This is a genomic window from Neobacillus sp. CF12 (genome assembly GCF_030348765.1).
Taxonomy (GTDB): domain Bacteria; phylum Bacillota; class Bacilli; order Bacillales; family Cytobacillaceae; genus Neobacillus.
Genome location: NZ_JAUCEU010000007.1, coordinates 2,579,960 through 2,593,442, shown reverse-complemented (window position 1 = coordinate 2,593,442; position 13,483 = coordinate 2,579,960). Strand labels below are relative to the sequence as shown.

The window sequence follows — 13,483 nt, the reverse complement described above, 5'->3', positions numbered from 1 at the left end:
AGCTTGTGGATATAAACAACTAAAATATTATGCTTTTCATCTATAGGGAGGAAATATCTAATGACTCAAAATGTGACTAAAATGATAGATCATACATTATTAAAGGCTGATGCAACAAAAGAAGAAATCGTTAAATTAGTTGATGAAGCTAAGAAATATTCATTCGCATCTGTATGTGTTAATCCAACTTGGGTAAAAATATCAGCAGAAATGCTGAAAGATACCCCAGAGGTAAAAGTCTGTACGGTAATCGGATTTCCTTTAGGAGCTTCTACACCAGAAACAAAGGCATTTGAAACAAAAAATGCGATTGAAAATGGTGCAAATGAAATCGATATGGTCATCAACATCGCCGCACTTAAGGATAAAAAAGATGATTTAGTTGAAAGAGATATCAAAGCTGTTGTTGAGGCAGCGCAAGGAAAAGCACTAACAAAGGTTATTATTGAGACTTGTCTATTAACGAATGAGGAAAAAGTAAGAGCCTGTGAAATTTCAGTTAAAGCTGGAGCAGACTTTGTAAAAACCTCAACTGGATTTTCAACGGGCGGGGCAACTGTTGAAGATATTAAGTTAATGCGTGAAACAGTGGGACCTGAGATTGGTGTAAAGGCATCTGGAGGCGTACGCAGCCGTGAGGATGCACTTGCAATGATCGAAGCTGGTGCTACACGTATCGGTGCAAGTTCTGGAGTGTCTATTAGTAAAGGTGAACTTTCTCTAGACAATTATTAATCTTTAGATTTGAGGGAAATGAGATGAAGGAAGTATTATTAGCATTAATTGCTGGGTTAATTGTTGGTATCTTGTTTAAGTTTATGAAACTTCCACTACCTGCTCCTCCCGTGTTTTCTGCTGTAGTCGGTGTCTTTGGAGTATATTTTGGAGGCGTGGTCGCTGGTTGGATGGTCAAATTTTTCCAATGATAAAATGAGGATTGCGGGTGTGATTCACGATGGATGAAAAACGACTTATGGAAGAAGCAGTCAAAGCACGAGCGTTTGCCTATGTGCCTTATTCGAAATTTCAGGTGGGTGCTGCTCTTTTATCTACTGATGGAAAAGTATTTCACGGATGCAACATTGAAAATGCTGCTTATGGTATGACGAACTGTGCAGAAAGAACGGCTTTATTTAAGGCATATTCTGAAGGTATTACTCAGTTCGATTCACTAGTTGTTGTAGCAGACACGGATCGGCCAGTTCCGCCATGTGGAGCATGCCGGCAGGTAATCTCGGAACTATGTGATTCTGAGATGGAAGTTATCCTTATGAATTTGAAAGGTGATATCCAAAGAATCTTAGTTAAGGAACTTCTTCCTGGCGCATTTTCTCCAGATGATTTAAAATAAAACGTTGAGGCAGGATAACCGTCCTGCCTCTTTTTTCATGCAATTTAATAAAACGGGCATAATTTAAAAGAATGGCTGTGTTATAAGCCGATATTAATTTTGGCACTCTGTTGATTTGTGCGGAAGGCACGAAGACTCCTGCGGGAGGCTCCACGTACCGCCCGCGGAAAGCGAAGTGCATCGTGACAGGCAGAGACCGCCTGTCACTGCGGTGCTTATTCAAAGAAGCTTTCCTTAGTGGAGCGCAAATCAACAGCCAAAATTTACACAGCCAAAAGAATATTAAAGATATGGATGATTTTGAATATGCCAACGAAAGAGGAAACAATGAGTAGTAAAAATAAATTGTTTATATCAATCATTGATAATGACCTAATGGTCCAGACGTTGCTTGTAAGGATTCTCCATTCGATGAATATAGAACACTTTGAGATTAATATTGAAACATATGACGATGGAGTTCAATTTTTTGAATCTAACGCCTTAGATGAAAAAGGGGAACACCTTTTGATTCTTGACGGTGTTATGCCAATTATGGATGGTATCGAGATCTTGCAAAAGGTCAGAATTAACAGAAGTAAACATGTATATGTATTAATGCTTTCAGGCCGAAAAAGCCAGTCTGAAATTGAAAAGGCACTTAAATTAGGTGCTGATGATTATGTTACGAAACCTTTTAGTATTAAGGAACTCCAGGCGAGAGTTCTTCAAATCATTCAAAGGATGAAGTAAATGATGATAAATCAAGAGGTTTTGTTCCTTATTATAATTACTTTATCACTTCTGTCTTTACTAGTTCTTTTATTGCTGTATTTGATGTCTCGGAAACTTTACGAAAATAAAAAAAGAAGAAAGATTGAAGATTATAAAAAGAAAATTAACCCGCAAGTTCTTTCGATAATAGCAGAAGGTGACTTAGTCAGGGGGATAGGTTTTGAAAAAACAGCAATAAAACAAAAAGCAATGGAAGAACTCCTTAGTAAGTATGTGAAGATTATAGAAGGCGAGGAAGAAAAGAAAAGACTATCAGAATTGGCCACTCTCGTTCTACAGGATTACTATCGAAAACGACTTAAAAGCAAAAGATGGAGTCATCGTATGAATGCACTTTACCATATTGAGGATTTTCAAATGATAAATCTGCTAGATGATGTTGTTCTGTTGACAATAAAGAAGAAAATTTCTCATCAAGAAAGTATTCATATGTTGAGAATCCTTGCTTCGTTTCAATTTAGCGGTTTAAAAGACTTACTTACAAATACATATCATTATTTATCAGAGTATGACTATAGAAGTATTTTAACCCGTTTAGAACAAGTACTATTTGATCAGTTTGTATTAGGTTTTCATAAAAGCTCTACTCCACTGCAATATGCCATTCTAGATGTTATTTCTTTGAAAAGAGCTATAGAATATCGTGTATTTACTGAAAATGTTTTTTCAACCTATCAAGGTGAGGTAAAGCTTCGTGCATTAAAGGCTCTAGCAGAAATAGGCTATGTAAAAGATATAGAGCCTTGCTTAGAAATGATGCACTCCACTAAATGGCAGGAGAGAATGGTGGCAGCAAAACTCATAGGTGCGATTAAGGAAGAAAAGGGTATTCCAAGATTAATTGAACTGCTCCATGATCAGATTTGGTGGGTTCGTTCACAGGCGGGTCAATCAATTGGTCAGTTCCCTAATGGGAAGGCAATATTACAAAAGGTTTTAGAAACCTCAAAGGATGCATATGCAAGAGATATGGCTTGGGATTGGCTGCATAAAGGAGTATAGAATATGTTAAATGTGCAATGGTTGGATATCGTAGCTTTTTTCGGTTGGTTTATAGCAGTATATATGGTAATTGTTATCGTTTTTTATTCTGTTATATTAATCATTTCAACTTTTCAGCTTCGAAAAGAATACCAATTAGACAGAATACAGGCTTATGAAGATTACATGGATGAATTTAATACTAGACCTGTCTCAATAATTGTTCCTGCCTACAACGAGGAAGCAGGAATCATTCAGAGTGTCCGCTCACTTTTAGCCGTGAATTATCCAACCTATGAAATCATCGTAGTCAATGACGGTTCCACCGACCAAACTTTAAAAAAAATGATTGATCATTACGATATGAAAGAAATAAGTAGAATTGTACGTAAACAAGTTCATACAAAGCCGATTAAAACTATTTACCAGTCGTCTATCCTTTCTAACCTTTTCTTAGTGGATAAAGAGAATGGCGGGAAAGCGGATGCCCTGAATGTGGGGCTTAATTTTTCACATTATCCCTACTTTTGCTCTTTGGATGGTGATTCTGTATTAGAGCCAGACGCATTTTTGAAGGTTATGAAACCGATTATTGATTCAAATGAAGAGGTAATTGCGTCTGGCGGCAGTGTGCGAATTGCGAATGGCTGTGAAATTAAGAATGGGCATATTTTAAAAATTGGTTTATCAGATAACCCAATCGTTGTTATGCAAATCATTGAATACCTACGTGCTTTTCTAATGGGGAGAATAGGTTTAAGCAGACATAATCTTCTTTTGATTATTTCGGGGGCATTTGGGGTTTTTTCAAAACATTGGACGATTGAGGCGGGAGGCTATAAGACAGATACCGTTGGAGAGGACATGGAGTTGGTTGTTAGAATTCATCGCCTATTGAAAGAAAGGAGGGTAAATAAAAAGATTGTCTATGTTCCTGACCCGGTATGTTGGACGGAAGTACCTGAGGACATGACAATCTTAAGAAGGCAAAGGCGGCGCTGGCATAGAGGACTATTTGAAAGTTTATGGACACATCGTGGACTAACCTTTAACCCCAAATACGGTTCCATAGGAATGATTTCATTTCCATATTTTTGGATTGTTGAGTTTTTGGGACCTATTATTGAGTTTTTAGGTTATATATTTATGATACTTTGTCTTTTTTTAGGCGGGGTTTATATTGAATTTGCTATATTATTATTTCTTCTATCTTGTCTTTATGGCTCACTTTTTTCAATGACAGCCGTTTTATTAGAAGAATGGAGTTTAACAAAATACCCAAAAGTATCAGATATTGTAAAGCTCTTTTTATACTCACTGACGGAAACAATATGGTATCGGCCAATGACAGTCTTTTGGAGATGCGAGGGAGTATGGCAGATGCTAATAGGGGATACGAGTTGGGGAGAAATGAAAAGAAAAGGTGTTTCAAAATGAAAAAACAAACTTCACTCATTGTTTATGCCATTCTCTTTCTTATTATCTTATTAAGCCCTTTTTGGCTTTGGAAATTCCAGCCCTCTAAAGAATTAAATGTACTTATCTTTGATAAAACCGTACCGGATCAAACGTATAGGGAACACAAAGGATTAACATGGATATTAAATAATGCGAAATATTTCAAGGAAAATCAAAAGCCTTATGAGATAAATGAAGATTATAAAGGGTTTGTTCCAAAAGAAGGACAACAATATTCCATCACATCTTTACCTGATGATTTAAGAAAATACGATGTTTTTTATTTCACCGATCAGTATGGAGTTTACGATGAAGATTTCAATGGTAAAAACGATACGGGGAAGAAATCTTCCATTATATATGGCGGATTAGAGGCTGCCGATATTGATCGGATTGAACAAGAATTACTTGCCTCTAATGGGAAGACCTTTATTGCAGAATTTAATACCTTTGGCAGTCCTACTCCTGAAAGTGTCAGGGATAAAATTGAGAACCTGTTAAATCTGGAATGGACGGGTTGGATAGGCAGATATTTTCCTAATCTGAATAATAAAGAAGTACCTGAATGGGTAAGAAAGCAATACGTAGAAAATGGCGGCAAATGGAATTATAAGGGAGAAGGCTTTGTATTTGTAAGTAAAAATAATGAAATTGTAGTGGTAGACGAAAAGGATGTAACACAAAGCGGCGCACTTTTTAATCTGACCAAACAGGGAAAGAACTTTACGAATAGGGAACTCCAAGGGGAATATCAATATTGGTTTGATATTAATAGTGCAGGAAACAAAGAAGAAATTCTAGCAGAATATAATCTGCCAATCACAGCAAAGAAGAAAAAAGAGTTAAAAGGCCTAGGGATACCAACCAACTTCCCGGCAATCATCCATCACAAAAATGCTAAATACAATGCTTATTATTTTGCAGGCGATTATGCAGATGAAGCAGAAGTACCGGCAATCTACCAAACAAAAGGCTTGGACTTGTGGAAGAAGCATTTCGGAACGCAAGATTCCTTCTATTGGGAAGTATATGTTCCAATGATGAAAATATTATTAGCTAGTGGTCTTAATCAGACTGTGAAACAGGAGCAAGTAGAAATTGTCCATAATAACGAGATAAAGTCAAATAGCATCACCGGTGATACCTATATTCAAATTCAAAAGAACGGTAAGTGGGACGACTTCTTAATAAAAGGAGTCAACATGGGAATTGCCAAACCAGGTTATTTCCCTGGCGAAACAGCTATTAGTAAGGAAGACTATTCACGTTGGTTTAAGGAAATTGGCGAAATGAATGCCAACGCCATTCGAATCTATACACTCCATCCACCTCAGTTTTACGAAGCATTCTATGAATTCAACCAGGTTGCTGAAAAGCCATTATTTCTTTTTCATGGTTCTTGGGTGAATGAAGAAAAACTACTTCGTAATCAAGATGCCTTCGCTTCTGAAAATGTGGAGGATGCCAAAACAGAAATTAAAAATTTGATTGATATCATTCATGGACAAGCTGGTTTACCTAAACAACCAGGGCACGCGTCTGGTGTTTACAAATATGATATTTCCAAATATGTGCTGGGCATAATCGTTGGCACTGAATGGGACCCATATATGGTTTCCAACACGAATCTTAAACACAGCGGTATCGGGGAATATGAAGGGAAATATTTTAAAACAGTTGATGCGAGTCCATTCGAAGTTTGGTTAGCAAAATTATTAGACTATGCTGCTGAATATGAAACTACACATTATAATTGGCAGCATACAATGAGTTTTACAAATTGGGTAACAACAGACTTTTTAGAACACCCCTCAGAACCATTAGAAAATGAGGATTTAGTATCAATAGACCCAAATCATATTAAGGCTGCTGATGGCTTTTATGCTGGATTATTTGCCTCCTATCATATCTACCCATATTATCCTGATTTCCTTAATTATGAGAGGAAATATCTAGAGTATGTCGATCATGAAGGCAAAAAGAATAATTATGCTGGATATATACATGATTTAATCGCAGTTCATAAAATGCCAGTCCTAGTGGCTGAATTTGGCGTTCCATCTTCTAGGGGGTTAACACACAAAAATGCCTACGGAATGAACCAAGGATTTCACTCTGAGGAAGAGCAAGGCTTAATAGATCAACGACTATTTAAGTCAATCGTTTCGGAAGGATATGCAGGTGGATTCATTTTCACTTGGCAGGATGAGTGGTTTAAACGAACATGGAATACCATGGACTTTGATAATCCAGATCGACGACCATACTGGAATAACCCGCAAACAAACGAACAACACTTCGGACTGCTGTCATTTGAACCAGGAACGAAAGATACTGCAATCCTTGTAGATGGTAAAAGAATGGATTGGAAAGAAAACAATAGTAAGCAAATCCATCTGTCGAATGAAAAGACAAGTGCAATAAATGAGGTAAGAGTTTCCTCTGATAGTGGATATTTATACTTTCTGCTTTCCTTTACGAAACCGGTAGACTTTGCTAATCAGGCTGTGTATGTACTTCTCGATACAATCGAAGAGCAAGGCCAAAACAATATCAAATTGTCAAAGAATTCGATAGTACAAACAGATCTAGGAGTTGACTTCTTAATCAATCTTTTAGGACCTAAGGATTCAAATATAATGGTAGACAGCTACTATGATACCTTCTATTACCAATATGCACATTTACTTCATATGGTCAAAAAAGAGTCCTACGCCAACCAGAAAAATAATGGCGTGTTCCATCCCATTCGTCTTGCTCTTAATAAAGAATTGCGCATTCCATCAACCAATACATTAGTACCTTTTGAGGATTATGAAACAGGTGTCCTAAAGTTTGGCAGTGCTAATCCTGAGGATGAAGAGTTTAACTCGCTAACAGATGTAAGCATAAGTAGTGACCAGCAGTTAATCGAAATAAGGATACCATGGCAATTAGTGAACGTTAAAGATCCTAGTTTAAAAGAAGTAATGGGTGATGTATGGAAATCTGGTTTAACTAGTAATGAAACGATCGAAGGGATTCGGGTTGCGGTTGCAGTAGCAGAGCAAGGTAAAATCATGCAGACAATTCCCAAACATACAAATAACATACTCCAACAAAAAGATGTATTTTTCTATTCATGGAATGAATGGGAACAGCCGATATATTATGAGAGGTTAAAAAAATCGTATGATATTATTAAAGAAACATATGGAAAGGCAAAAATTGAAAAAGATAAAGAAGGTGTGGAGGATTGAATAAAAAGATTGGATTTATCGGTGCGGGGAAAATGGCTCAAGCGATGATAGAAGGAATCCTTAAATCAAAGATGATTCCAAAAGAAAATATAATCGCAAGCTCTAAAACAGAGAGAACAATTGAAGAGATTAAATCTAATTACCAAATAATTACGACCAATCATAATCAAGAAGTTGCAAGGTTTTCTGACATTCTGATCATCGCGGTAAAACCAGACCAACATTCAAAGGTTATTGATGAGATAAAAAATTACATTAATCATGAATGTACTATTATTACTATTGCGGCCGGAATTACATTGGCTGATATCGAAAAGGAATTTGGTTATAGTGTAAAAGCGGTTCGGACAATGCCCAACACTCCTTCGTTGGTTGGAGAGGGGATGAGTGCTATTTGTTCGAATGAGAGGCTTAGTGAGGAAGAGATATTGGAGGTTGAACGTCTTTTTCATACGTTTGGTAAAACAGAGAGGCTTGACGAAAAATTAATGGATGCTGTACCAGCCATAAGTGGATCATCCCCAGCCTATGTATATATGTTGATAGAAGCAATGGCTGACGGAGGTGTCAAGCAGGGAATCCCAAGAGATAAAGCATATCGTTTAGCAGCGCAGGCAGTTCTTGGCGCTGCTAAAATGGTACTAGAAACCGACAGTCATCCAGGAGAACTTAAAGATAATGTGTGTACGCCAGGCGGGGCAACGATAGAAGCAGTAGCAGAACTTGAAAAGAGGCAATTTCGAGGTTCCGTATTGGCTGCAATGGAAAGCTGTACCGAAAAAGTGAAGTCATTATAAAAACCTGCGACTTTGTTGCAGGTTCTTTTATTTTCGTTAAGCAAATATTAAAATTCCTAGACGTGTGGATAACTGTTCGTTAAAATGGTCGTATACTAAAAAAATGTCTTAATAGTTGTGTTGACACAAGAAATGAAAACGATTACAATGAAAAAAGAATAATTATTCTGAATTTTTTTACGTTTTTTGAAAAGTATTCAAAGGGGTGATTAGAGAATACCATTATGTATTGGAGACTATAAGAGTATATCAAGTCTTTTTTTTGAAACTTATTACAATAAAACATAATACGAGATAAATTTACTGGTAATAAGATTTATCGTTCATTACTTACCCTTAAAAAAGGGGAAGAATGTTTCAATATGCTTCTTATTACATTAAAAGTTGTTATGTATTAATTTTTATTGTTCTTAGTTTGGTTAATTTTCTTAATAATATAATGGGGGAATGTAAGATGAAAAAGAATTCTATTAAATTGTATCTTCTACTTATTAGCATAATGCTCGTTATAGCAGGATGCAGTTCAACTAGTACACAAGTAGAGAATGAATCTACATCGTCTGATTCTCCAACAAAAGTTGTTTTCTGGGATTTATTTAGTGGAAACGATGGGACGGTAATGACTGAGATGGTCAACGAATTTAACAAAGAACATCCATCCATTAAGGTTGAAAAGATTACACAAGAGTGGGGAGAATATTATACAAAATTAACTACTTCAGTTTTAGGAAATAAAGCTCCAGATCTTGGAATATCTCATGCAACTAGAGTCATGCAATTAGAACATGAGGGAGTTATCCAACCGATGGGTGAAATTGCGGAAGCCAATGGAATCAATTTTGATGACTTATCTGAAAATGCAGTGAACTCTACTATTATTGAAGGAACAAATTATGCCGTCCCACTAGACTATCATGCTTTCTTGCTTTTTTATAATAAAAAGCTGTTGGGTGATTTGAACTTGCTAAATGATGAAGGAATACCTGAGTTTAATAGTTACGAGGAATTTATTAGTCTTTTGGAAAAAGTGAAAGAAGGAAATCCGGATATTACACCTTTGGCACTTAGAGGACAGGGTACTCATCCACTTCGTTTATGGTACACATTTTATAAACAGCAAGGCGGGGGAGATATATATAGTTCAAAAGATGCTAAAGCGACAATTGATAAAGAGATTGGTAAAAATTCATTAGAGGCAGTTTATGATTTATATAATACTTACAAAGTTGTGCCTCCTAAAATTGAGAATATTGATGAAATGTTTCAATCTGGGAAGGCTGCATTTATGATCAATGTCACTGGCGCTGTTGATAATACGTATAAAGTTTTGGGTGACGACTTAGGTGTTTTAAAGTTCCCTACTTTATTTGATAAGCCAAGTGTATATGCTGATTCTCATACATTTATTTTGCCAACTAATCCTAATAGAGACGAAAAGACTACTAAAGCTGCCATGACATTTGTTAAATGGGTCACCGATAATGGATGGAAATGGTCAAAAGCTGGGCATTTGCCAGTTTCTAAAAATGCATTAGATTCAAAGGAATTAAAGAACCAGCCATTCCGTTCGGAATATGAATCGGAATCGGAATATATGGAATATTTACCACCAAATGAAAAAGTATGGTTCGCAAATTCTTCAGAACTAATGGATGTACTTGATAGTATTTGGATTAAGAACGTTTCAGTAGAAGAAGGATTGGAGAAAGTAGAACAGGTAATAAACGATCAACTGCAAGATTAATAACTTACTTAAAAAGGCATGACTTAAAACTGGGTGTCAGACACCCCCTACAATATCAAGGTGATCTGTGGAGGGGTGTCAGGCATTATTGTTCACACACTTGTATTCAAAATTGGGAAGGAGGAAAAAAGGATGGAACAAATTCCCGAAGTAACGAGTAAACAGGCAAAAGTAAGGATAGATAATGAGGTAATTCATTTTTCAATAAAAGAGTCTATGTGGAAATTGATCAAAAAAAATGTTAATTCGTATATTCTTCTATTACCTTTTATGTTGATTTATTCTATTTTTACTTTATATCCTGTTGCGAAGGGTTTTTTTGTAAGTTTTTATGATTGGAAAATTCTCGGTGATAAAACCTTTATTGGTTTACAAAATTATATAAAAGTCTTAACTGACCCGATATTTTTCAGCTCATTATGGCATACGCTATTATTCGTGGTTCTTTCAACGCCAGTGATTGTACTCGTAGGATTTATCCTTGCCTTAATTGTTCACCAACCACTAAAAGGTCAAGTTATTTTCAGGTTAATCTTCTTTATGCCCATGGTGTTAGCGGTCTCTGTAGTTGCAAGTGTTTGGGAAGCGGTTCTAGATAACTACAGTGGAATGGTAAACTCACTTTTAAAAGTAATAGGAGTCAAAAATGATATTTTATGGTTAGGAGATCCTGTTCTAGCATGGGTTTCAATTATTGGTATTACGTTATGGTGGACAGTTGGATTTAATATGGTTATCTATTTAGCAGGGCTTCAAGATATTCCAGATGAACTATATGAAGCTGCTAAAATTGACGGCGCCAGTCCATGGGATCGATTAAAACATATTACAATTCCATCATTAAAACGGGTGACACTTTTAGTAGTCTTCCTACAAATAATTGCTTCATTTAAAATCTTTTCACAAGTTTATCTGGTAACACAAGGGGGACCTGCTGGCTCTACTCGGACTATCATTCAATACATTTATGAGGAAGGGTTTCAAAAGTATCAATTTGGGACAGCGTCAGCGATGTCTTATCTTTTTTTTCTTGTTCTATTAATATGGTCCTTTATTCAATTTAGGCTACAAAATAAAGAAGGTTAGGGGGATGAAAATGGGGGATTTTATCGAAAAAAATGGACTCAAAATAACGTATACTGTTGCATCCATTCTAGCCTTGTTATGGGTAATCCCATTGATCTGGGTTTTGCTCGTTTCTTTTAAAGCGTCAGGTAGTCTTCTATCAGTTGTCAATTGGTTAAAGCCACCTTTTTCGATAGAAAACTATGTTCATGTATTTAGTAATGCACCAGTTCTTTTGTGGCTATGGAACAGTTTTCTAGTTTCAACGATTACAACGGTTTTTGTCCTTATCTTATCAGGATTAGCCGCTTTTCCTTTTTCAATAAACCGCTTTCCAGGAAGTCGTATTCTATTTTGGATTATTTTAGCAGGCCTTATGGTTCCAGGTGAAGCAATTCTAGTTCCTTTATATATTTTATTAAGGGATTTGAATCTATTGGATACATATAGTTCTTTAATTCTACCAGTGATAGCAGTTCCATTTGGAATGATTTTTTTAAAGCAATTCTTTGATGGGTTACCAAAAGAACTATATGAAGCTGCAAAAATAGATGGGTGTGGAATGTATCGAATGTTATTTCTAATCACATTACCTCTTTCACGATCGGCTATAGCTGCACTTGGTATATTCACTTTTCTTAGTACATGGAAAGAATTTTTGTGGCCTTTCATTAGCATAACCTCAGCAGACAAAATGACGATACCCGTCGGAATCCCTTTCTTTAATTCAGGGTTCGTAGTAGATTATACCATTCCGATGGCGGCAAATGTAATTGTATCTATTCCGGTACTCATTGTGTTCCTGATTTTCCAAAAACAGATAATAAAAGGGATTTCATTTACTGGTATTAAATAAATCAAATTCAAAAGGGGAGAGAATCAATGGAAAATATAAATAAAAATTGGAAGGTAGAAAAAATTGAATGGGCAAGGTTAACCGGAATACGTCCTCGTCCTGCAGGATGTAATGCTAGATTAGGCGTTCATGGATGTGAAATACCTATTGATATTGTACGAATTACAATTGGTGGGCTACAAGGTTTTGGGTGGTCTCGAATTACAAAGGAGAGTGCAGAGAGAATAATTGGTCTAACCGTAGGAGATTTGTTTACTGACGGGGGAAGAGTTAAAGAAAACTACTATTCAGTTGAGTTTCCGTTGTTGGATTGGATCGGGCAGGCTACAAGAATGCCTGTTTATGAAATAATATCAGGCTTAAAAACTTCAAACTATTCTGTACCTTGTTATGATACATCCTTATACTTTGATGATCTTCATCTCGACAGTGATCAAGAGGCAGTTAAGTTAATGCAGTCACATGCGTTAGAAGGGTTTAGAAAGGGTCATCGTCATTTTAAGATAAAAGTAGGTAGAGGTGCCATGCACATGCCTCTAGAAGAAGGTAAAAATCGTGATATTGCCATTATTAAAGGTGTTCGGGAAGCAGTAGGTCCTGATGCGAAAATCATGATTGATGCAAATAATGGCTATAATCTGAATTTAACCAAAGAAATACTTGCTGCAACAGCTGATACTAAGTTAACCTGGATAGAGGAGCCGTTTCATGAGGACCCTGAATACTTAAAGGACTTAAAATTATGGTTAGATAAACAAAACTTAAATATCATGGTTGTTGATGGAGAAGGAGATGCCTCTCCATACCTAGTAGACTGGGCCAAGGAAGGACTAATCGACGCCATTCAGTATGATATTCGATCTTATGGTTTTCATAAATGGTTGGAACTTGGAGCAGAATTAGATCAATGTAAGATTAAAACAGCACCACATAACTATGGTGGTTCATTTGGCAACTTTGCACTTGGACATTTAGCACCAAATATAAATGGATTTTTATTTATTGAGTGGGATGAAATGAACATCCATGGAATAGATGATACAGCTTATAGGGTTAGGGCAGGAAAGGTTTCCATTCCTAATTTACCTGGATTTGGATTAAAATTAGACGATTCCTATTTTTTAAAGGTTGTTGAATCTGAGGGGTGGTCTGTTAAAATGAATACAAAGAAGACCCTGTCAAAGTGAACTTAATTATCATATTTCTGCTTTTTTAAGC

Annotated in this window: 12 protein-coding genes; all 12 read left to right on the top strand. The window is 36.2% G+C overall.

Annotation, left to right across the window (positions count from 1 at the left end):
• Positions 1-60: 60 nt before the first annotated feature.
• The 12 genes from deoC (at position 61) to QUG14_RS12230 (ending at position 13,452) form a co-directional block, all read left to right on the top strand.
• The gene (gene deoC, locus QUG14_RS12285; protein WP_289340832.1) at positions 61-735 is read left to right on the top strand and encodes a deoxyribose-phosphate aldolase; all 675 of its coding nucleotides are present in this window, start codon (positions 61-63) and stop codon (positions 733-735) included.
• Positions 736-758: 23 nt separating this feature from the next.
• The gene (locus QUG14_RS12280) at positions 759-926 is read left to right on the top strand and encodes a XapX domain-containing protein (protein WP_289340831.1); all 168 of its coding nucleotides are present in this window, start codon (positions 759-761) and stop codon (positions 924-926) included.
• Positions 927-955: 29 nt separating this feature from the next.
• Entirely contained in the window at positions 956-1,351 is a 396-nt protein-coding gene (locus tag QUG14_RS12275; RefSeq protein ID WP_289340830.1) for a cytidine deaminase, read from the top strand.
• A gap of 306 nt (positions 1,352-1,657) precedes the next feature.
• The gene (locus QUG14_RS12270; protein ID WP_289340829.1) at positions 1,658-2,083 is read left to right on the top strand and encodes a response regulator transcription factor; all 426 of its coding nucleotides are present in this window, start codon (positions 1,658-1,660) and stop codon (positions 2,081-2,083) included.
• Positions 2,084-3,127: a HEAT repeat domain-containing protein gene (locus QUG14_RS12265; RefSeq protein ID WP_289340828.1), complete on the top strand. Its 1,044-nt coding sequence runs from the start codon at positions 2,084-2,086 to the stop codon at positions 3,125-3,127.
• A gap of 3 nt (positions 3,128-3,130) precedes the next feature.
• Positions 3,131-4,543 carry a glycosyltransferase family 2 protein gene (locus QUG14_RS12260; RefSeq protein WP_289340827.1) on the top strand — a complete coding sequence of 471 codons (1,413 nt, stop codon included), beginning with the start codon at positions 3,131-3,133 and terminating at the stop codon, positions 4,541-4,543.
• Complete coding sequence (locus tag QUG14_RS12255; protein WP_289340826.1) at positions 4,540-7,803, top strand: hypothetical protein; 3,264 nt, start codon at positions 4,540-4,542, stop codon at positions 7,801-7,803. Before QUG14_RS12260 ends, QUG14_RS12255 begins: the two co-directional genes overlap by 4 nt.
• Positions 7,800-8,600 carry a pyrroline-5-carboxylate reductase gene (proC, locus tag QUG14_RS12250; protein ID WP_289340824.1) on the top strand — a complete coding sequence of 267 codons (801 nt, stop codon included), beginning with the start codon at positions 7,800-7,802 and terminating at the stop codon, positions 8,598-8,600. Before QUG14_RS12255 ends, proC begins: the two co-directional genes overlap by 4 nt.
• 454 nt (positions 8,601-9,054) lie before the next feature.
• Entirely contained in the window at positions 9,055-10,344 is a 1,290-nt protein-coding gene (locus QUG14_RS12245) for an extracellular solute-binding protein (RefSeq protein ID WP_289340823.1), read from the top strand.
• Positions 10,345-10,476: 132 nt separating this feature from the next.
• Positions 10,477-11,430, top strand: a complete 954-nt coding sequence (locus QUG14_RS12240; RefSeq protein WP_289340822.1) for a carbohydrate ABC transporter permease — start codon at positions 10,477-10,479, stop codon at positions 11,428-11,430.
• A 10-nt stretch (positions 11,431-11,440) separates the two neighbouring features.
• Positions 11,441-12,265 carry a carbohydrate ABC transporter permease gene (locus tag QUG14_RS12235; RefSeq protein WP_289340821.1) on the top strand — a complete coding sequence of 275 codons (825 nt, stop codon included), beginning with the start codon at positions 11,441-11,443 and terminating at the stop codon, positions 12,263-12,265.
• Positions 12,266-12,291: 26 nt separating this feature from the next.
• Entirely contained in the window at positions 12,292-13,452 is a 1,161-nt protein-coding gene (locus QUG14_RS12230; protein ID WP_289340820.1) for an enolase C-terminal domain-like protein, read from the top strand.
• The last annotated feature ends 31 nt before the right edge of the window (positions 13,453-13,483 follow it).

Excerpts from the sequence above, each read along its gene's own strand:
- deoC (WP_289340832.1), top strand. The coding sequence starts at position 61 with ATGACTCAAAATGTGACTAAAATGATAGATCATACATTATTAAAGGCT.
- QUG14_RS12280 (WP_289340831.1), top strand. The coding sequence starts at position 759 with ATGAAGGAAGTATTATTAGCATTAATTGCTGGGTTAATTGTTGGTATC.
- QUG14_RS12275 (WP_289340830.1), top strand. The coding sequence starts at position 956 with ATGGATGAAAAACGACTTATGGAAGAAGCAGTCAAAGCACGAGCGTTT.
- QUG14_RS12270 (WP_289340829.1), top strand. The coding sequence starts at position 1,658 with ATGCCAACGAAAGAGGAAACAATGAGTAGTAAAAATAAATTGTTTATA.
- QUG14_RS12265 (WP_289340828.1), top strand. The coding sequence starts at position 2,084 with ATGATGATAAATCAAGAGGTTTTGTTCCTTATTATAATTACTTTATCA.
- QUG14_RS12260 (WP_289340827.1), top strand. The coding sequence starts at position 3,131 with ATGTTAAATGTGCAATGGTTGGATATCGTAGCTTTTTTCGGTTGGTTT.
- QUG14_RS12255 (WP_289340826.1), top strand. The coding sequence starts at position 4,540 with ATGAAAAAACAAACTTCACTCATTGTTTATGCCATTCTCTTTCTTATT.
- QUG14_RS12245 (WP_289340823.1), top strand. The coding sequence starts at position 9,055 with ATGAAAAAGAATTCTATTAAATTGTATCTTCTACTTATTAGCATAATG.
- QUG14_RS12240 (WP_289340822.1), top strand. The coding sequence starts at position 10,477 with ATGGAACAAATTCCCGAAGTAACGAGTAAACAGGCAAAAGTAAGGATA.
- QUG14_RS12235 (WP_289340821.1), top strand. The coding sequence starts at position 11,441 with ATGGGGGATTTTATCGAAAAAAATGGACTCAAAATAACGTATACTGTT.
- QUG14_RS12230 (WP_289340820.1), top strand. The coding sequence starts at position 12,292 with ATGGAAAATATAAATAAAAATTGGAAGGTAGAAAAAATTGAATGGGCA.